The organism is Pseudomonas sp. LAMO17WK12:I5 (genome assembly GCF_900215165.1).
GTDB classification, from domain to species: domain Bacteria; phylum Pseudomonadota; class Gammaproteobacteria; order Pseudomonadales; family Pseudomonadaceae; genus Aquipseudomonas; species Aquipseudomonas putida_A.
In genome coordinates this window covers 25,220-44,257 of record NZ_OBDS01000006.1, presented here as the reverse complement: position 1 = coordinate 44,257, position 19,038 = coordinate 25,220, and the positions used below count along the sequence as shown (strand labels likewise).

Sequence of the window (19,038 nt, the reverse complement as noted above, 5' to 3'; positions counted from 1 at the left end):
TGTTTACCGCCAGCATCGTCCAGATGCAACAACGCCCCGCATATGCGAGGCGTTGTCTTCGAAGCTACAGCCGATTACTTGGCGGCGGCGTCTTCTTTGGCTGGATCCTTGATGGCCAGCAGTTCCAGGTCGAAGACCAGCACCGAGTTGGCCGGGATTGCCGGGCTTGGCGATTGCGCGCCGTAAGCCAGATCGCTAGGGATGTACAGTTTGTACTTCTCTCCAACATGCATCAGTTGCAGACCTTCAACCCAACCCGGGATCACACCGCTGACCGGCAGATCGATCGGGCTGCCACGCTCAACAGAGCTGTCGAACACGGTGCCGTTGGTCAGCTTGCCGGTGTAGTGAACGGTCACGACGTCGGTAGGCTTAGGCTGCGGGCCGTCGGCTTTCTTGACCACTTCGTACTGCAGACCGGAAGCGGTGGTGGTGACACCAGGCTTCTTGCCGTTTTCTTCGAGGAATTTCTTGCCGGCGGCTGCCGACTCTTCGCTCATCTTGGCCATGCGCTCTTCAGCACGCTTTTGCAGCGCGGCGAAGGCTTCGACCAGTTCTTCGTCTTTCAGCTTCTGTTCTTTCTTGCCGACGGCATCTTCGATGCCCTGGGCTACCGCTTTGGAGTCCAGATCATCCATGCCTTCCTGAGCAAGGCTCTTGCCCATGTTCAGGCCGATACCGTAGGAAGCTTTTTGCGCCGGGGTTTTCAGCTCTACGCTGGTCTGCGAATCACAACCCGCGAGGACCAGGCTAACCAGGGCTACCGCCGCCGCCAACCGATGCTGTTTCATGCTATTTCCTTGTTCATGCGCCGAAAGGGCAATCGAGTAAAGCCGCGAGCTTATCAGGCCGCCACGACCAATGGCTACCGGCATGAGAGCAGGAAATGTCCGATAAGTTCAGGGATTAAAACGCATTCGGGCCAAGGGACGATGAAGCTTCTGTCATCTGAAGCTGACAAGGGCTGATGAGACTTCCTACGACAGTTGGCGTAATGGCCACTTGCCGCACCTGCAACAGCTGAGGCATAACAAGGCAACAACTCGACAAGGATGTTTATCTTGCGCCTCTTATACCGTGTGCTGGCACTGATCATTGTGCTGCTGGGCCTGGCTCTGGCAGTGATTCTGTACTTCGTCGCCAACCCGAAACTTCCATTCTATATCCCGGCCCAACAGGTGCATTACCTGCAGCAGTGGAGCGAGGAGGAACGCCAGACCTACTACTTCACGCCGCAAGGCACACAGGTCAAAGGCCTGCGCTATGAATGGTTCGAGGCGCTGGAACTGCCCTTCTCGCAGCAGCGTTTCGCGTCCCCGGAATACCTCGCACGCTTCGGTTTTCTGGTTGATCCACAGCAGAAAGCCACGTCGAAAAACCCCGGCAATCTGCCGGTCGGCTTTGCCCGCCACGCGAATCCCGGTGGCAGCGAGCAATATCTCGATATCACCTGCGCTGCTTGCCACACTGGCGAATTGCGCTTCAAAGGCCAGGCCGTGCGAATTGACGGTGGTTCGGCGCAGCATGTCTTGCCTTCCAGCGTTCCTACATTGCGCGGTGGCAGTTTCGGACAAGCCTTGGTCGCGAGTCTGGCCTCGACTTACTACAACCCATGGAAATTCGAACGCTTCGCCAGAAATGTTCTGGGCGATGATTACGAGGCGCGCCGCGAACAACTGCGCAAAGACTTCAAGCAATCGCTGAACACCTTCCTCAAAGTCGCCTGGAACGACACGCATCGCGGCCTCTACCCTACCGAAGAAGGCCCGGGCCGCACCGACGCATTCGGCCGTATCGCCAACGCCACCTTCGGCGACGCGATCTCCCCCACCAACTACCGCGTGGCCAATGCACCGGTGGACTACCCGCAACTGTGGGACATGTGGACGTTCGACTGGGTGCAGTGGAACGGCTCGGCGCAGCAACCGATGGCGCGCAATATCGGTGAGGCACTGGGGGTCGGCGCCACGTTGAATTTCTTCGACAGCAATGGCCAGCCGCTGCAGGGCGATACCCGTTACGCCTCCAGTGTCCGCGTGCGTGATCTGCACAAAATCGAAGAAACCCTGCAACACCTGCAACCACCCGCCTGGCCGGAAGATGTCTTGGGTGCGGTGGACAAACCACTGGCTGCCAAGGGCCGCGCGCTGTTTGCCGAGAACTGCGCCGGTTGCCACGTGCCACGCGAGACTCAGGAGGGCGAACGCTGGGTGCAGCATTTGCACATGCTGCCGGTGGAGGTAATCGGTACCGATCCGAATGCGGCGACCAACATAGCCAACCACCGTTTCGACCTGACGCCGCTGCAATGGGACCTGAAAGAGCTGGAGCAGATGGATGTGAAACTGCATCCGACGCCCACCGAACCACTGAATCTGAGCCAGATCTCGGTGGCCAAGGGCCTGGCCTACGTCACCGCGTTCGTCGAGGATCGCGCCTATCGCGAGGCCGGCGTCACCCCGCAGGAAAAACCCCAACTCGACGGCTTCGGTCTGCCGATCGGCGTGCGCGAAAAAGTCGCTTATAAGGCCAGACCATTGGCCGGGGTTTGGGCCACCGCGCCATTTCTGCACAACGGTTCAGTACCGAGCCTTTATCAACTGCTGTCACCGCAGGATGAGCGTGCCACAACGTTTTATAAAGGTTCGTTCGAATACGACCCGCGTCATCTGGGCTATCGCACCGAAGCCTTTACCAATGGTTTCCTGTTCGACACGCGAATTTCCGGCAACCACAACAGCGGTCATGAATTCCGCGCCGGCGAGCGTGGCAATGGGGTCATCGGCCGACTGCTGCAACCAGAAGAACGCTGGGCCTTGCTGGAGTACCTGAAAGTACTGGGCGGACCGTTGGAGGCGCAATTGCCATGATGATCAACCCGTACAAAAGACCGTCGATGTTCGCCCGCGTCTGGTTATGGCTGGGGCGCCTGCTAGGCAAAACCCTGCTGACATTGCTGATTATCGGCCTGCTGGGCTGGGCCATCGCGAGCGCATGGTTCGTCTGGCAACACAGAGGCCCGGTATCGGCGCAGGAACAGATTCCCGCCGGTGAAGCGGCGATGACCCAGGACGTGATCCAGACCGCCGTACGCATCGTCGATCAACACCGCGAAGGCACGCGCTATCTGCGTGACGCGCATGCCAAGGCCCATGGTTGCGTGAAAGCCGAGGTGACAGTGTTGCCGGAACTGGCAGCAGCGCTGCGCCAAGGAGTGTTCAGCGAACCGGGCAAAACCTGGCAGGCGATGATTCGGTTGTCCAATGGCAACGCCTACCCGCAGTTCGACAGCATCCGCGATGCCCGGGGCATGGCAATCAAACTGCTCGATGTTCCCGGAAAACAACTGCTAGGCGTCCCCCTGCAGCGCCACGAGCAAGACTTCGTGATGTTCAGCCACCCGAATTTCTTTGTCAGCGATGTCGCCGAGTATCGTCAGAATGTGGCGGCTCAGGCTGACGGCAAAAAAATCATGGCGTTTTTCCCCGGTTGGGACCCGCGCATCTGGCAGATCCGCCACCTGTTCATCGCCTTGGCGACCCTGGCGCCGCCACCAGACAGCCCGACGGCGACAACGTACTTTTCGGTATCGCCCTACAAATTCGGGGAGGCCAATGCGAAGTTCCGGGTCGCGCCGGATCCGGACAATTGCCCGGCGTATGCCCTGCCCCCGCAAAACCACGACCTGCCGAATTTCCTGCGCAGCGCCTTGAACCAGCAACTGTCGACGGATCGGGTGCCAGCGTGTTTTGTGCTGCAGATCCAGCGTCAGGATGCGAACAAGTACATGCCGATCGAGGACACCAGCATCGAATGGCGCGAGCAGGATTCACCGTTCGAAAGTGTGGCGCGAATCACTCTGCCTGCGCAGGACTTCGACACACCGGCGTTGAATCTGGCGTGTGACAACCTGTCGTTCAACCCGTGGTTTGGTATCGAGGCGCATCGGCCAATTGGCGGGATCAACCGCTTGCGCAAAGCGGTGTATGAGGCGGTGAGCGATTATCGGCATAGCCGCAATGCTGAACAGTGAGAATTCCTCTGTAGGAGCTGTCGAGTGAAACGAGGCTGCGATCTTTTGATCTCTAAAAGCAAGATCAAAAGATCGCAGCGTGCCGCAGCTCCTACAGAGGAGATCGAGTGATTTCACAAATCGCAGACAGCAAAAAGCCCGCACTAGGCGGGCTTTCTGTGGTGACCTGGCGTTCAGCGGGTCCAGGTGACCGAATATGGCGCAGCGGACGGGACTCGAACCCGCGACCCCCGGCGTGACAGGCCGGTATTCTAACCGACTGAACTACCGCTGCGCGAAACGCTTGAAACGAATGGTGGGTGATGACGGGATCGAACCGCCGACATTCTGCTTGTAAGGCAGACGCTCTCCCAGCTGAGCTAATCACCCTTCGCTTCGTTACGGGGCGCATTATGCCACAAGTTTTCGTAATGTGTTGATTTAATTGAAGTTTTTTTCAAAAAAATCCGAAAACCGGTGAAACGACACAAACCCGATGGAACAAGGTACAAACTTGAGACAGAAAAAAACCCGCTTCAGCGGGTTTTTCCGTGGTGACCTGGCGTTCAGTGGTCCAGGTTACCGAATATGGCGCAGCGGACGGGACTCGAACCCGCGACCCCCGGCGTGACAGGCCGGTATTCTAACCGACTGAACTACCGCTGCGCTAAACTCTTGAAACGAATGGTGGGTGATGACGGGATCGAACCGCCGACATTCTGCTTGTAAGGCAGACGCTCTCCCAGCTGAGCTAATCACCCTTCGCTTCGGTGTGGCGCGCATTCTACGGAGCGACCCAACCTCTGGCAAGCACTTTTTTAATTAATTTTCTCAGGCCTTCCAAAGGCTTAGAGAAGGGTTGGCCTATGACCCGGCGAAGACAATAATGCCCCCCTTTGTATAAAGGAGAGACTCACCCCATGTGGTTCAAAAACCTGCTTATCTACCGCCTGACCCAAGACCTGCCTGTCGATGCCGAGGCGCTGGAAACTGCACTGGCCACCAAACTGGCGCGTCCATGTGCAAGCCAGGAGTTGACCACCTACGGTTTCGTCGCGCCGTTCGGCAAAGGCGAAGATGCGCCACTGGTGCACGTCAGCGGTGACTTCCTGCTGATCGCTGCGCGTAAAGAAGAACGCATTCTGCCGGGCAGCGTCGTGCGCGACGCGGTCAAGGAAAAGGTCGAAGAGATCGAAGCCGAGCAGATGCGCAAGGTCTATAAGAAGGAACGCGATCAGATCAAGGATGAAATCATCCAGGCGTTCCTGCCGCGCGCCTTTATCCGTCGTTCGTCGACCTTCGCCGCGATTGCGCCGAAACAGGGCCTGATCCTGGTCAACTCGGCCAGCCCGAAACGTGCCGAAGACCTGCTTTCCACCATGCGTGAAGTGCTCGGCACCCTGCCCGTGCGTCCGCTGACCGTGAAAACCGCACCGACCGCCGTGATGACCGAGTGGGTCACCACCCAGCAAGCCGCCCCGGACTTCTTCGTTCTGGACGAATGCGAGCTGCGCGACACCCATGAAGACGGCGGCATCGTGCGTTGCAAGCGTCAGGATCTGACCAGCGAAGAAATCCAGCTGCACCTGAGCACCGGCAAAGTAGTCACCCAATTGTCGCTGGCCTGGCAGGACAAACTGTCGTTCATGCTCGACGACAAGATGACCGTCAAACGCCTGAAGTTCGAAGACCTGCTGCAGGATCAGGCGGAACAGGACGGCGGCGACGAGGCTCTGGGCCAACTGGACGCCAGCTTCACCCTGATGATGCTGACCTTCGGCGACTTCCTGCCGGCACTGGTGGAAGCGTTGGGCGGTGAAGAGACTCCGCAGGGGATCTAATCCTGACGAGTTTCAAAACTGTGGGAGCGAGCCTGCTCGCGAATGCGGAGTGACAGTTAACATTAATGTGTCTGGCACGCCGCTTTCGCGAGCAGGCTCGCTCCCACAATTGTTTTTGTGGTGTTCATTCAATAATAAGGAACAGGCCATGCGCGCACTGGCTGCACTCAGCCGCTTTGTCGGCAACACTTTCGCTTACTGGGTTCTGATTTTCGCCGTGATCGCGTTCCTGCAACCGGCGTGGTTCCTCGGCCTCAAAGGCGCAATCGTGCCGCTGCTGGGGCTGGTGATGTTCGGCATGGGCCTGACCCTCAAACTCGATGACTTCGCTGCCGTCGCCCGCCATCCGTGGCGCGTGGCTTTGGGCGTGGTCGCACATTTCGTGATCATGCCCGGCGTGGCGTGGTTGCTCTGCCAGATCTTCCACCTGCCACCGGAAATCGCGGTCGGGGTGATTCTGGTGGGCTGCTGCCCAAGCGGCACCTCCTCCAACGTCATGACCTGGCTGGCCCGCGGCGATCTGGCACTGTCGGTGGCGATTGCCGCTGTCACCACCCTGCTCGCTCCGCTGCTGACCCCGGCATTGATCTGGCTGCTGGCTTCGGCATGGCTGCCGGTGTCGTTCATGGAGTTGTTCTGGTCGATCTTGCAAGTGGTGCTGCTGCCGATCGTGCTCGGCGTGGTCGCGCAACGCGTGCTCGGCGACAAGGTGCGCCACGCGGTGGACGTGTTGCCACTGGTGTCGGTGGTCAGCATCGTGATCATCGTCACCGCCGTGGTGGCCGCCAGTCAGGCGAAGATTGCCGAATCCGGGCTGCTGATCATGGCCGTGGTGATGCTGCACAACAGCTTCGGCTACCTGCTGGGTTACTTCACCGGGCGCCTGTTCAAGTTGCCACTGGCGCAGCGCAAGTCGCTGGCGCTGGAAGTCGGCATGCAGAATTCGGGGTTGGGCGCGGCCTTGGCCAGCGCGCACTTTTCGCCGCTGGCGGCGGTGCCAAGCGCGTTGTTCAGCGTCTGGCACAACATTTCCGGGGCGTTGCTCTCGACGTACTTCCGGCGCATGAGCGAGAAAGAAGACCGTGAGGCGCTAGCGCAGCAGCCGGCCGACTGACCGGCAAACTTGATCCCCGGATTAATGCTCGGCAGACTGTTGCGCTACGCGGGGACGACCCTGCGGCTCGATCGAGTTATCAATCTGGGGACGGCCCCGTCAATCGATGGAGGTCTCTTATGTCCTGGATCATTCTGTTTTTCGCCGGCCTGTTCGAAGTCGGCTGGGCCGTCGGCCTGAAATACACCGACGGCTTCACCCGCCCGCTCCCCACCGTCCTGACCGTTGCGGCCATGGCCATCAGCCTTGGCCTGCTGGGTCTGGCAATGAAGGAATTGCCGCTGGGTACGGCTTATGCAATTTGGACCGGGGTCGGCGCCGTGGGCACGGTGATTGCGGGGATCATTCTGTTTGGCGAGTCGATGGCATTGATTCGGCTGGCCAGTGTGGCGTTGATCATTACCGGGTTGATTGGCCTCAAGGTCAGCGCTTAAGCAACTAGCGCTTTCGCGAGCAGGCTCGCTCCCACACTGGAGTGCATTTCAAATGTGGGAGCGAGCCTGCTCGCGAAGGGGCCCTTGAAGTCACCGATTACCTGACGGTGCCGCGCAACGCCCCCACCAAACCCTGTAATTTCGCCGGCTGCGCCGCCTCAACCTCGACCGCCGAGCCCGCCACCAACGTCACCCGCGACCACAACCGCTTGAACAGCCCCTTGTTCGGATCGCGGCTGAAGAAACTCCCCCACAACCCTTGCAACGCCAGCGGAATCACCGGCACCGGCGTCTCTTCGAGAATCCGCGTCAGCCCGCCCTTGAACTCGTTGATCTCGCCATCGGTGGTCAACTTGCCTTCGGGGAAGATGCACACCAGCTCACCGTCCTTCAGATACTGGGCAATCCGGGTGAAGGCCTTTTCGTAGATCTGGATGTCTTCGTTGCGTCCGGCAATCGGAATTGTTCCCGCCGTGCGGAAGATAAAGTTCAGCACCGGCAGGTTATAGATTTTGTAGTACATGACAAAGCGAATCGGCCGACGCACCGCACCGCCGATCAGCAGCGCATCGACGAACGACACGTGGTTGCACACCAGCAGCGCCGCGCCCTCGTCCGGGATCGCCTCGAGGTTGCGGTGCTCGACGCGGTACATGGAATGGCTGAGCAGCCAGATCATGAAACGCATGCTGAACTCGGGGACGATCTTGAAGATGTAGGCGTTGACGCCGATGTTCAGCAGCGACACCACCAGGAACAGCTGCGGAATCGACAGTTTGACCACACTCAGCAACACGATCGAAACGATCGCCGAGACCACCATAAACAGAGCGTTGAGAATGTTGTTGGCGGCAATCACCCGCGCCCGCTCGTTTTCGGCGGTGCGCGACTGGATCAGCGCGTACAGCGGCACGATATAGAAACCACCAAAAATACCCAGGCCGAGAATGTCGACCAGCACCGCCCAGGTATGCGCAAAGCCCAGCACTTCAGTCCAGCTGTGGCCGGTGACGCTCTCGGGGATTCCGCCGGAATGCCACCACAGCAACAGGCCAAACACAGTCAGACCGAACGAGCCGAACGGCACCAGACCGATCTCGACCTTGCGCCCGGAGAGTTTCTCGCAAAGCATCGAACCCAGCGCAATCCCCACCGAGAACACGGTGAGAATCAGGGTGACCACGGTTTCGTCGCCGTGCATCCATTCCTTGGCGTAGGCCGGGATCTGCGTCAGGTAAATCGCCCCGACAAACCAGAACCACGAGTTGCCGACAATCGAACGCGACACCGCAGGCGTCTGGCCCAGTCCGAGTTTCAGCGTGGCCCAGGACTGGCTGAAGATGTTCCAGTTCAGACGCATTTCCGGCGAGGCCGCCGCCGCGCGCGGAATGCTGCGACTGGCGAGATAACCGAGCACCGCAATTCCGATAATCGCGGTTGACACCAGTGGCGCGTAATGGGTCGAGGACATGATGATCCCGGCGCCGATGGTTCCGGCAAGGATCGCCAGAAACGTGCCCATCTCCACCAGACCGTTGCCGCCGACCAGTTCATCCTCGCGCAACGCCTGCGGCAGGATCGAATACTTCACCGGCCCGAACAGCGCCGAATGCGTGCCCATGGCAAATAGCGCCACCAGCATCAGCGACAGGTGATCGAACAGGAAACCGATCGATCCGACGGCCATGATCGCGATTTCCGCGAGTTTGATCAGACGAATCAACGCGTCCTTGGCGAATTTTTCCCCGAACTGCCCGGCCAACGCCGAAAACAGAAAGAACGGCAGGATAAACAGCAGCGCGCACAGGTTGACCCAGATCGAACGGTCACCTTCGATGGTCAGCCGATACAGAATGGCGAGGATCAGCGATTGCTTGAACACGTTGTCGTTGAACGCGCCCAGCGACTGCGTGATGAAAAACGGCAGAAAGCGCCGAGTGCGAAGCAGGTTGAACTGTGAGGGGTGACTCATCTTCCGTGTTTCCCTGAGGTCGGTAGAGAATGGCCTGGATCTGCTTATTGGAATCTCGATCGGCGATCCAGGCCACACCTTACCTAAACTTTTCAGGTTATTTCTTCAACCCTGCAATACAAGGTGAGACAAACAGCTCACCGCGCCACGCGCCTTGCACGGTGCGTTTACCGACGATCAGCCACATCACCGCCAGCAGGCTCACCAGCATGCAGCCGACCACGCTGAAAAAACCGAGGTTCAGCGTACTGGCGAGCTTGAGGGTCGCCAGCGAATACACGCCCAGCGGGAAGGTGAACCCCCACCAGCCGAGGTTGAACGGGATGCCGTCACGCAGATAACGCGCGGTAATCAGCAGCGCCATCAACATCCACCACAGGCCGAAGCCCCACAGGGTGATCCCGGCGACCAGCCCGAGGCCCGCAGCGATTTCACCGATGCCCGGCAGGCCGTTGGCGGCGAAGATCGCCGGTGCATCAGCGCCCAGCAGCAACATGCCCAACGCACCGGTACCGATCGGGCCGAGGGCCAGCCAGCTCGAAGCGGCCATGTTTTCGTGGGGCAGTTTATGCAGGGCCATGCGCAGCAGCAGGATGGTCAGAATGCTGAACGCCACCGGCAGGGAAAATGCCCAGAGTACGTAGCTGGTGGTCAGCACCACCAGTTGCGCGTGGGCATCAGCCAGATGCGGCGCGAGCAAACCGCCGCTGGCCGCCGCCACTTCTGCAGCGACCACCGGAAGCAGCCAGACGGCAGTCATCTGGTCGATGCTGTGTTCCTGACGGGTAAACATCATGTAGGGAATCAACACGCCGCAGGCCAGCGACATCGCCACGTCGAGCCACCACAGCACTTCGGCCAAATGAATCACGCCTTCGCCCCAGCGTGGCAGGCCGAACAGCAGAAAGCCGTTGATGATGGTCGCCAGGCCCATGGGGATGGTGCCGAAGAACATCGAAACGGTGGAATGGCCGAAGATCCGCCGCGCTTCATCGAAGAAGAGAACCCAGCGCGCGGCATAGGCAAAGGTAAACAGGGTGAACAACAGAATGTTGAACAGCCACAACCCTTCGGCCACCGCGTGCAACCCGGGGATCGCCACCGGCAGTTGCGCCAGCGCCAGGGCCAGCACGCCGGTGCCCATGGTCGCGGCGAACCAGTTCGGGGTGAATTGACGGATCACTTCACGCGGATGCTGAAGCTGACTGAACGGCTTGATGCCGGGTTTGGCTATGTTGGGGCAAGTCATCATGAACTCCTGTCCTCAGGTGAGGTTGAGTCCATGGTAGAACCGAATCGAATATCTATATAACGGGTAATTTCTCTATCTGTTATCTACTTTACAGATAAGCAGTCAAACACTGCCTTCGCTTTCGATCACCAGAATCCGCGCCGCGCCTTGCGGATGCGCCACGTGCTCGGTACCGACTGAGGCGTAGAAGATATCGCCGACCTCAAGCAGCGCCTGCTTTTCTTCACCCTGTTCGCGATAGCGCATCTGCACCTGACCATCGAGCACCACAAACACTTCCTCACCATCGTTGACGTGCCATTTGTACGGCTGATCAGTCCAGTGCAGGCGCGTGGTGATGCCATTCATGTTGGCAATGTCCAGCGCACCCCAGGCACGCTCGGCGGTGAACGACTTGCTGCGGATAATCTTCATCTGTCGATCCGTGAAAAGAAGGCCGGACAAAGGTAGCTGAAACCATCACGTTTATGGAGTGCTGCAAGCCTTCACTGCTTGCGGGCGCAGGCTGAGCAACAGCGCGGCGACGGCCAGGACGATCAATCCGGCGCCGTAGCCGTCGGTGGTCGCCAGCAACCCATAGGCTCGGGTCAAATGCCCAGCCAGCAACGCCGGCAAACAGAACGCCAGATAACTCAACGCGTAGTACGCCGACATCAAACCGGCCCGTTCATGCGGCAGGGCCAACGGCACCAGGCTGCGCACCGCGCCTAGGAAACCCGAGCCAAAGCCGCAACCGGCAACCAGTGTGCCGAGGAAAAACAGCGCCAGACTGGCGCTGTGCACGCCGAGCAAAATCAGCAGCACGCCGATAGGCAGCAGACTGGCGCCGATTTGCAGGGCTTTGCCGGCGGGACGATTGCGCAAAGTGAAGATCATCAGCGCCCCGGTCACGGTCAACGCCGAAACGGTAGCGCCGCCGATCAGGTTCGAAGTCGAACCGGTAGCAGTGCGCACCAGCGACGGTGCCAGTGAGGCAAAAAAGCCGCCGAGGGCCCAGGTTGCGGTGTTCAGCGGCAGCACACGCCATAAGGTCGAACGCGCCTGAACCGGCACATGCAGGGTCGGCCGCAGTGAAGCCCAAGCCCCGGATTGCGGGGTGACGCTTTCCGGCAGACGCCAGACATACACCGCCTGCAACACAAACAGCGCCAGCAGCAGCCAGTAAGTCAGTTGCAACGGCGCCGGGGCGAACTCGGCCAGCAAGCCGCAGCCCATGCTGCCCAGCGCCATGCCGAGCAACGGTGCGACGCTGTTGATCAACGGCCCTTGCTGACGGTCGGTGTCGAGCAGCGTCGCGCTCAAAACAGCGGTGGCCATGCCGGTGGCAAAACCCTGCAATACGCGGGCACTGATCAGCCAGGCAACACTGTCGGCGCTGATAAACAGCAACATCGCTAGCGCATTGAGCAGCACGGCAGTGAAAATCACCGGTCTACGTCCCAGGTGATCGGACAGCGATCCGACCGTCAGCAGCGCCGCCAGCAGACTCAGCGCATACACGCCGAAAATCAGGGTCAGCACCGCTGCCGAGAAGTGCAGTTGATCCTGATACAGGTGATACAACGGCGTCGGCGCCGTGGAAGCGGCGAGAAAACTGAGTAAGGTGATCGCCAGAAAAATCAGGCTGCCACGGTTGGAAGCAAGGCTGGTCATGGGCACACTCCGCAAAAGCTAATTTTTTGCTTTTGCGGAGTGTGCTCCCGGCTTTGGCTTAAAGCAAATTCTTTGTGTTAAGGTCTGACGCATGGCTACTAAAGAAGGTTTACGCCCCGGCGGCCGCAGTGCCCGGGTGCAAGAGTCGATTCATTCGGCAGTCCGCGCGCTTCTGCAAGAACAGGAGCGCAGCAGCGTGACCGTCCCGCAAATCGCGGCGCGCGCCGGGGTCACGCCGTCGACGATCTATCGGCGCTGGGGTGATCTGGCGGCGTTGCTCGCCGACGTAGCCCTCGCTCGCATGCGCCCGGACAGCGAACCGGCGGTGACCGGTGACCTGCGTGGTGACATTCGCGCCTGGGCTGAACAGTATCTCGACGAGATGAGCTCAGAGCCGGGGCGCAACATGATGCGCGATGTGCAGGCCAGCGCCACGCCGGGGTACTGCGTGACGATTCTTGGTGGGCAGTTGCAGACCATCATTGACCGCCACCCCGATGAAGCAGCGCCGAGCGTTGATCGGTTGATCAATCTGGTGGTGGCGCCGGTGGTGTTCCGGATTCTGTTTTCGGCGGCGGCGCTGGAGGTGGATGAGCTGCATCGGTTGATCGATATCGCACTGCAACAGGACTGACGCTTCCGCGAGCAGGCTCGCTCCCACAGGGGATTGCATTCCAAATGTGGGAGCGAGCCTGCTCGCGAAGAGGCCCGACCGGTCACCCCAAAAACCACCCGGTTTCAAACCTGCGACACCCCGCCACGCCACGACCTTGGTCGACACTGACTAACCGCCATACTCATGCGAGACTGTCCGCCCGGGCAGGACTGCCGGGGAGTCTTTTGTCGGGAGTGTTGCATGTCGCTGTCCACCGGGCTGATCGCCGCCGTCGCCCTGGCCTATATGGCCATCATGTTCGCCATCGCCTTCTACGGCGACCGTCGCAGCACACCGTTGCCGCCGCGGATGCGCGCGTGGGTGTACAGCCTGTCGCTGGCGGTTTATTGCACCAGTTGGACGTTCTTTGGCGCGGTTGGTCAGGCGGCGGAACAGCTGTGGTCATTCCTGCCGATCTACCTCGGACCGATCCTGTTGCTGCTGGGCGCGCCGTGGGTCCTGCAGAAAATGGTGATGATCAGCAAGCAGGAGAACATCACCTCGATTGCCGACTTCATCGCCGCGCGCTACGGCAAATCTCAATCGCTGGCGGTGGTGGTGGCGCTGATCTGTCTGGTTGGCGTCCTGCCCTATATCGCTCTGCAACTCAAAGGCATCGTCCTTGGCGTGAACCTGCTGATCGGCGCCGGGGCCGACGCCATGGGCACCCGCGCCCAGGACACCGCGCTGATCGTCTCGCTGGTACTGGCGCTGTTCACCATCGTCTTCGGTACGCGCAACCTCGATGCCACCGAGCACCACCGCGGCATGGTGCTGGCGATTGCGTTTGAATCGCTGGTCAAGCTGTTCGCCTTTCTTGCCGTTGGCGCGTTCGTGACCTACGGGCTGTACGACGGTTTTGACGACCTGTTCAATCAGGCGATGCTCGCGCCACGCCTCGAGGAATACTGGAAGGAAACGATTAACTGGCCGTCGATGGTAGTGCAGACCGGGGTGGCGATGATGGCGATCATTTGCCTGCCGCGGCAGTTTCACGTCACGGTGGTGGAGAACATCGACCCGCAGGACCTGCGTCTGGCCAAGTGGGTGTTCCCGGCGTATCTGGCGCTGGCCGCGCTGTTCGTGGTGCCGATCGCCCTCGCCGGGCAGATGATGCTGCCGAGTCACGTGTTGCCCGACTCGTTCGTGATCAGCCTGCCGTTGGCCCAGGCCCATCCGGCATTGGCGTTGCTGGCGTTCATCGGCGGTGCGTCGGCGGCCACCGGGATGGTGATTGTGGCCAGCGTGGCACTATCGACCATGGTTTCCAACGACATGCTCTTGCCGTGGTTACTGCGACGTAACAACGCCGAGCGCCCGTTCGAAGTGTTCCGCCAGTGGATGCTCTCGGTGCGCCGCGTGAGCATCGTGCTGATTCTGTTGCTGGCCTACGTCAGCTACCGCTTGCTCGGCTCCACCGCAAGCCTCGCAACCATCGGCCAGATCGCCTTCGCCGCTGTCACCCAACTGGCCCCGGCGATGCTCGGCGCGCTGTACTGGAAACAGGCCAACCGCCGTGGGGTGTTCGCCGGTCTGGCCGCCGGTACGTTCCTCTGGTTTTACACGCTGATCCTGCCGATTGCGGCCCATAGTCTCGGCTGGTCATTGAGCACGTTTCCCGGTCTGGCGTGGCTGCACAGCAACCCGCTGAACCTGCCGATCACCCCGCTGACCCAAGGCGTCGTGCTGTCACTGGCGGGCAACTTCACGTTGTTCGCCTGGGTTTCGGTGCTGTCGCGTACGCGGGTTTCGGAACACTGGCAGGCCGGGCGCTTCATCGGTCAGGAAATCAGCGCGCGGCCGAGTGCGCGTTCGATGCTGGCGGTGCAGATCGACGACTTGCTGCAACTGGCGGCACGCTTTGTCGGTGAAGAACGTGCGCGGCAAAGCTTCATTCGTTTCGCCTACCGCCAGGGCAAAGGCTTCAACCCGAACCAGAACGCCGATGGCGAATGGATCGCCCACACCGAACGCTTGTTGGCCGGTGTGCTCGGTGCTTCGTCGACGCGCGCGGTGGTAAAAGCCGCGATCGAAGGTCGGGAAATGCAGCTGGAGGACGTGGTCCGTATCGCTGACGAAGCCTCGGAAGTCCTGCAGTTCAACCGCGCGTTGCTGCAGGGCGCGATCGAGAACATTACCCAGGGCATCAGCGTGGTCGACCAGTCGCTGAAACTGGTGGCATGGAACCGGCGTTATCTGGAGTTGTTCAACTACCCCGACGGTTTGATCAGCGTCGGCCGGCCGATTGCCGACATCATTCGCTACAACGCCGAACGTGGCCTGTGCGGCCCCGGCGAGGCGGAAGTCCACGTCGCCCGGCGCCTGCACTGGATGCGTCAGGGCCGTGCGCACACCTCCGAACGCTTGTTCCCCAACGGCCGGGTGATCGAGCTGATCGGCAACCCGATGCCCGGCGGCGGTTTCGTCATGAGTTTCACCGACATCACCGCGTTCCGCGAAGCGGAGCAGGCACTGACCGAGGCCAACGAAGGCCTGGAGCAACGGGTCAGCGAGCGCACGCAGGAGCTATCGCAGCTCAACGTCGCACTGACCGAAGCCAAGGGCCATGCCGAGGCGGCGAACCAGTCGAAAACCCGCTTCCTCGCCGCCGTCAGTCATGACCTGATGCAGCCGTTGAACGCCGCTCGCTTGTTCTCTGCCGCCCTCTCCCATCAGGACGACGGCTTGAGCAGCGAGGCGCAGAAACTGGTGCAACACCTCGACAGTTCGCTGCGCTCGGCAGAAGACCTGATCAGCGACCTGCTGGATATTTCCCGCCTGGAAAACGGCAAGATCAACCCCGATCGCAAACCGTTCGCGCTCAATGAGCTGTTCGATACGCTCGGCGCCGAATTCAAGGCGCTGGCCCAGGAACAAGGCCTGACTTTCCGCGTGCGCGGCAGCCAGTTGCGCATCGACAGCGACATCAAATTGCTGCGGCGGATTCTGCAGAACTTCCTGACCAACGCTTTCCGCTACGCCAAAGGGCCAGTGTTGTTAGGCGTGCGCCGACGTGGCGGCGAGCTGTGTCTGGAAGTGTGGGATCGCGGGCCGGGGATTCCGGAAGACAAACAGCAAGTGATTTTCGAGGAGTTCAAACGCCTCGACAGCCATCAGACCCGCGCCGAAAAAGGTCTTGGGCTGGGCCTGGCGATTGCCGACGGTTTATGTCGCGTGCTCGGCCACACCCTGCGCGTACGTTCGTGGCCGGGGCGCGGCAGCGTGTTCAGCGTCAGCGTACCGCTGGCCCGGGCGCAGTCGGTGCCGCTGCCGGTGCACACTGCGGTCGAGTTGAATGGCAAGTTGCACAGCGGTGCGCAGGTGCTGTGCATCGACAACGAAGACAGCATTTTGATTGGCATGAACAGCCTGCTGAGCCGTTGGGGCTGTCAGGTATGGACGGCACGCAATCGCGAGGAATGCGCGGCGCTGCTTAACGAGGGTGTGCGGCCGCAACTGGCACTGGTCGACTATCACCTCGATCACGGCGATACCGGAACCGAGCTGATGGCGTGGTTGCGCACCACGCTGGGTGAGCCGGTACCGGGTGTGGTGATCAGCGCCGATGGTCGCCCGGAGACGGTGGCGCAGGTGCATGCGGCAGGGCTGGATTATCTGGCCAAACCGGTGAAACCGGCGGCGTTGCGGGCGTTGCTGAGTCGGTATGTGCCGCTGTAACCGTTTGACTTGAGTGTTGCAGCGCTACCACTGACGCCTTCGCGAGCAAGCCCGCTCCCACCTTTGGAATGCATTTCACTGTGGGAGCGAGCCTGCTCGCGAAGCTCTTCGGGTTATTCCGGGAGCTCGACCAGCCCATCGACATCGGTCATCGCCCGCTCCAGCAGATCCGCCGGCAAACTCTTGCTGGCCCGCGCGCCCAGCAATTTGAGCTGCTCACTGCGGCTGACCAGGTTGCCGCGCCCTTCCGTGAGTTTGTTGCGCGCCGAGCTGTAGGCCTTGTCCAGCTGTTGCAGGCGATTGCCGACTTCGTCCAGATCCTGAATGAACAGTACGAACTTGTCGTACAGCCAGCCGGCACGCTCAGCGATTTCCCGGGCGTTCTGGCTCTGCCGCTCCTGCTTCCACAGGCTGTCGATCACCCGTAACGTCGCCAGCAACGTGGTCGGACTGACGATCACGATGTTGCGGTCGAACGCTTCCTGGAACAACGCCGGCTCGGCTTGCAGGGCGGCGGAAAATGCCGCTTCGATCGGCACGAACAGCAAGACGAAATCGAGGCTGTGCAGGCCTTCCAGACGCTTGTAATCCTTGCCGGCGAGGCCCTTGACGTGGCTGCGCAGAGACAGCACGTGCTGCTTGATCGCGACCTGGCCGAGGGTGTCATCTTCGGCGGCAACGTACTGCTGATAGGCAGTGAGGCTGACCTTGGAGTCGACCACCACCTGCTTGTCGCCCGGCAGGTAAATGATCACATCCGGCTGGAAGCGCTCGCCGTCCGGCCCCTTGAGATTGACTTGGGTCTGGTACTCGCGGCCCTTCTCCAGCCCCGCGTGTTCCAGCACCCGTTCAAGGATCAATTCACCCCAGTTGCCTTGGGTCTTCTGGCCTTTGAGGGCGCGGGTCAGGTTGGTCGCTTCGTCGCTCAGGCGCAGGTTAAGCGCTTGCAGACGCTCCAGCTCCTTGGCCAGCGAGAAGCGTTCGCGGGCTTCGGCCTGATAACTTTCTTCCACGCGCTTTTCGAAGGACTGGATGCGTTCTTTCAACGGATCGAGCAACTGCCCGAGGCGCTGTTGACTGGTCTCGGCAAAGCGCTGTTCACGCTCATCGAAGATCTTCCCCGCCAGCTCGGCGAACTGCGCGCGCAGCTCATCGCGCGAGCCTTGCAGGTCGTTGAGGCGTTGTTGATGGCTTTCCTGTTGCTCGCGCAGTTCGGCGTTAAGCGACGCGGCCTGTGCGTCGAGACGCCGCAATTCAGCTTCTTTGTTGGCGCGCTCGATGTTCCACGCGTGGGAAGCGTCACGGGCATCATCGCGCTCGATCTGCAGCAGCTCGACTTCGCGGCGCAGGGCCGCCAGCTCCGCCTGTTTGGCGGCATTGGCCTGGCCGAGGTCGACGATTTCATCGCGGCTGGCTTCAAGTTGGGCGTTGAGCCCGTCCTGCGCCAGTTGCGCCATGGCCAGACGCTCTTCGAGCAAGGCGACCTCGGCTTGCCGATCACTGGCCCGCCGTTGCAGTTGCCAGGCCAGCGCCAGCAGCGGCAATCCCGCGCCCGCCAGACCCAGCAACACGCTGGTCAAGTCCATAGCCATAGCCACTCCTGCCGATTCGATAAAGCCTGAAGGTTAACCAAGCCGTGGGGCGTTGGACAGCTCAGTCTTCGAGCAGTCCGAGTTCCCGTTGTGCACGCCGGTCGCCGGCGCGGGCGGCCTGGCGCAGCAGATCCTGCCCGATGCGCCGATCACGGGCATTGCCGCACTCGCGGCACATCAATTGGCCGAGACGACTTTGCGCGGCGACCACGCCTTCGCGCGCCGGTTGCTTGAGCAGACGCCCCGCCAGATGCTTGGCATTACGGCTATCGCCCAGGCGCGGGCTGTCGAGCAGCCATTCGGCCACACGCACGGAAAATCGCTTGGGAGGGGTAACACGAGGGTGTTCGGAGGTAACAGAGTCTGATACTGAGCGAAACTTCATAAAACACTGTGGGACAGATCGGAAGGCGCGCCACTCTACTCTCTTTTTCGTACAGGTAAAGTCGAAAAAAACCCGGCACGCCCGTCCTAGAGCAAGCGCTAGGGACAATCCACAGAAGCTGTGGATAACTCAGTGGACAACCGCTCCCGAACCTCCGCAAAGCCTTGTGGAATGGGGCTCGCAGTCAAACTGACGATTTTTTCACCAACAAAAAAAGACGATATTTTTCATTGACTTAAACTTTTGATACAGGCAGCCATCGGGGTCAGGATTGATATGACAGCAAGGTTACCGTCTGCGCAACTAATGTGCACAAGTACCTGTTACCCGGTTATATCGATGCGCTTTTTTGGCCCTTTTGGCGCCTCGGACTGGGGATAAGCGGGCTGACGATGGACATGGCTGCACGCTTTTGTGGCGACGGATGGTTTCTTCGCGAGCAGGCTCGCT

Annotated in this window: 14 protein-coding genes and 4 tRNA genes; 7 read left to right on the top strand and 11 right to left on the bottom strand. The window is 60.4% G+C overall.

Annotation, left to right across the window (positions count from 1 at the left end; all coding sequences use genetic code 11):
* Positions 1–74 precede the first annotated feature (74 nt).
* A complete protein-coding gene (locus CRO59_RS11720) occupies positions 75–791 on the bottom strand; it encodes an FKBP-type peptidyl-prolyl cis-trans isomerase (protein WP_007966725.1) in 717 nt (238 codons plus the stop codon).
* 270 nt (positions 792–1,061) lie between these two features.
* Between CRO59_RS11720 and CRO59_RS11715 the strand changes: the two genes are divergently transcribed.
* Positions 1,062–2,870, top strand: coding sequence for a di-heme-cytochrome C peroxidase (locus CRO59_RS11715; RefSeq protein WP_097087536.1), 1,809 nt, complete (start codon positions 1,062–1,064; stop codon positions 2,868–2,870).
* Entirely contained in the window at positions 2,867–4,033 is a 1,167-nt protein-coding gene (locus tag CRO59_RS11710) for a catalase family protein (protein ID WP_097087534.1), read from the top strand. Before CRO59_RS11715 ends, CRO59_RS11710 begins: the two co-directional genes overlap by 4 nt.
* A 197-nt stretch (positions 4,034–4,230) precedes the next feature.
* Here CRO59_RS11710 and CRO59_RS11705 read toward each other — a convergent pair.
* From CRO59_RS11705 to CRO59_RS11690, 4 genes are all read right to left on the bottom strand, one after another.
* Positions 4,231–4,307 (bottom strand) — tRNA-Asp (locus tag CRO59_RS11705).
* A 19-nt stretch (positions 4,308–4,326) separates the two neighbouring features.
* Positions 4,327–4,402: transfer RNA gene (locus CRO59_RS11700), tRNA-Val, on the bottom strand.
* 199 nt (positions 4,403–4,601) lie between these two features.
* Positions 4,602–4,678, bottom strand: a tRNA-Asp gene (locus CRO59_RS11695).
* Positions 4,679–4,697: 19 nt separating this feature from the next.
* Positions 4,698–4,773, bottom strand: a tRNA-Val gene (locus CRO59_RS11690).
* A gap of 159 nt (positions 4,774–4,932) precedes the next feature.
* Here CRO59_RS11690 and rdgC point away from each other — a divergent pair.
* From rdgC to sugE, 3 genes are all read left to right on the top strand, one after another.
* Positions 4,933–5,853: a recombination-associated protein RdgC gene (rdgC, locus tag CRO59_RS11685; RefSeq protein ID WP_003223096.1), complete on the top strand. Its 921-nt coding sequence runs from the start codon at positions 4,933–4,935 to the stop codon at positions 5,851–5,853.
* Between the two features lie 148 nt (positions 5,854–6,001).
* The gene (locus tag CRO59_RS11680) at positions 6,002–6,967 is read left to right on the top strand and encodes a bile acid:sodium symporter family protein (RefSeq protein ID WP_096797726.1); all 966 of its coding nucleotides are present in this window, start codon (positions 6,002–6,004) and stop codon (positions 6,965–6,967) included.
* 119 nt (positions 6,968–7,086) lie between these two features.
* Entirely contained in the window at positions 7,087–7,401 is a 315-nt protein-coding gene (sugE, locus tag CRO59_RS11675; protein WP_003223093.1) for a quaternary ammonium compound efflux SMR transporter SugE, read from the top strand.
* 97 nt (positions 7,402–7,498) lie between these two features.
* Here the strand turns inward: sugE and CRO59_RS11670 are convergent, their stop codons facing one another.
* The 4 genes from CRO59_RS11670 to CRO59_RS11655 form a co-directional block, all read right to left on the bottom strand.
* Positions 7,499–9,373: an MFS transporter gene (locus CRO59_RS11670; RefSeq protein WP_097087533.1), complete on the bottom strand. Its 1,875-nt coding sequence runs from the start codon at positions 9,371–9,373 to the stop codon at positions 7,499–7,501.
* A gap of 97 nt (positions 9,374–9,470) precedes the next feature.
* Positions 9,471–10,622: a TDT family transporter gene (locus CRO59_RS11665; protein WP_097087531.1), complete on the bottom strand. Its 1,152-nt coding sequence runs from the start codon at positions 10,620–10,622 to the stop codon at positions 9,471–9,473.
* A 105-nt stretch (positions 10,623–10,727) separates the two neighbouring features.
* Positions 10,728–11,039 (bottom strand): cupin, encoded by a 312-nt coding sequence (locus tag CRO59_RS11660; RefSeq protein WP_097087529.1) that lies wholly within the window; start codon positions 11,037–11,039, stop codon positions 10,728–10,730.
* Between the two features lie 51 nt (positions 11,040–11,090).
* Positions 11,091–12,278: an MFS transporter gene (locus tag CRO59_RS11655; protein ID WP_097087526.1), complete on the bottom strand. Its 1,188-nt coding sequence runs from the start codon at positions 12,276–12,278 to the stop codon at positions 11,091–11,093.
* Positions 12,279–12,369: 91 nt separating this feature from the next.
* Between CRO59_RS11655 and CRO59_RS11650 the strand changes: the two genes are divergently transcribed.
* Positions 12,370–12,912 (top strand): TetR/AcrR family transcriptional regulator, encoded by a 543-nt coding sequence (locus CRO59_RS11650; protein WP_097087525.1) that lies wholly within the window; start codon positions 12,370–12,372, stop codon positions 12,910–12,912.
* A 222-nt stretch (positions 12,913–13,134) separates the two neighbouring features.
* Positions 13,135–16,611 (top strand): PAS domain-containing hybrid sensor histidine kinase/response regulator, encoded by a 3,477-nt coding sequence (locus tag CRO59_RS11645; protein ID WP_097087523.1) that lies wholly within the window; start codon positions 13,135–13,137, stop codon positions 16,609–16,611.
* A 113-nt stretch (positions 16,612–16,724) separates the two neighbouring features.
* Here CRO59_RS11645 and rmuC read toward each other — a convergent pair whose 3' ends face one another.
* The gene (gene rmuC, locus CRO59_RS11640; protein WP_177325662.1) at positions 16,725–18,089 is read right to left on the bottom strand and encodes a DNA recombination protein RmuC; all 1,365 of its coding nucleotides are present in this window, start codon (positions 18,087–18,089) and stop codon (positions 16,725–16,727) included.
* Between the two features lie 175 nt (positions 18,090–18,264).
* Complete coding sequence (locus CRO59_RS11635) at positions 18,265–18,588, bottom strand: sel1 repeat family protein (RefSeq protein WP_081730279.1); 324 nt, start codon at positions 18,586–18,588, stop codon at positions 18,265–18,267.
* Between the last annotated feature and the right edge of the window lie 450 nt (positions 18,589–19,038).

Bases quoted from the DNA above. Each gene is read 5' to 3' on its own strand.
- CRO59_RS11665 (WP_097087531.1), bottom strand. From the start codon at position 10,622: ATGACTTGCCCCAACATAGCCAAACCCGGCATCAAGCCGTTCAGTCAG.
- CRO59_RS11720 (WP_007966725.1), bottom strand. From the start codon at position 791: ATGAAACAGCATCGGTTGGCGGCGGCGGTAGCCCTGGTTAGCCTGGTC.
- CRO59_RS11680 (WP_096797726.1), top strand. From the start codon at position 6,002: ATGCGCGCACTGGCTGCACTCAGCCGCTTTGTCGGCAACACTTTCGCT.
- rdgC (WP_003223096.1), top strand. From the start codon at position 4,933: ATGTGGTTCAAAAACCTGCTTATCTACCGCCTGACCCAAGACCTGCCT.
- CRO59_RS11670 (WP_097087533.1), bottom strand. From the start codon at position 9,373: ATGAGTCACCCCTCACAGTTCAACCTGCTTCGCACTCGGCGCTTTCTG.
- CRO59_RS11635 (WP_081730279.1), bottom strand. From the start codon at position 18,588: ATGAAGTTTCGCTCAGTATCAGACTCTGTTACCTCCGAACACCCTCGT.
- CRO59_RS11655 (WP_097087526.1), bottom strand. From the start codon at position 12,278: ATGACCAGCCTTGCTTCCAACCGTGGCAGCCTGATTTTTCTGGCGATC.
- sugE (WP_003223093.1), top strand. From the start codon at position 7,087: ATGTCCTGGATCATTCTGTTTTTCGCCGGCCTGTTCGAAGTCGGCTGG.
- CRO59_RS11650 (WP_097087525.1), top strand. From the start codon at position 12,370: ATGGCTACTAAAGAAGGTTTACGCCCCGGCGGCCGCAGTGCCCGGGTG.
- CRO59_RS11660 (WP_097087529.1), bottom strand. From the start codon at position 11,039: ATGAAGATTATCCGCAGCAAGTCGTTCACCGCCGAGCGTGCCTGGGGT.
- CRO59_RS11710 (WP_097087534.1), top strand. From the start codon at position 2,867: ATGATGATCAACCCGTACAAAAGACCGTCGATGTTCGCCCGCGTCTGG.
- CRO59_RS11645 (WP_097087523.1), top strand. From the start codon at position 13,135: ATGTCGCTGTCCACCGGGCTGATCGCCGCCGTCGCCCTGGCCTATATG.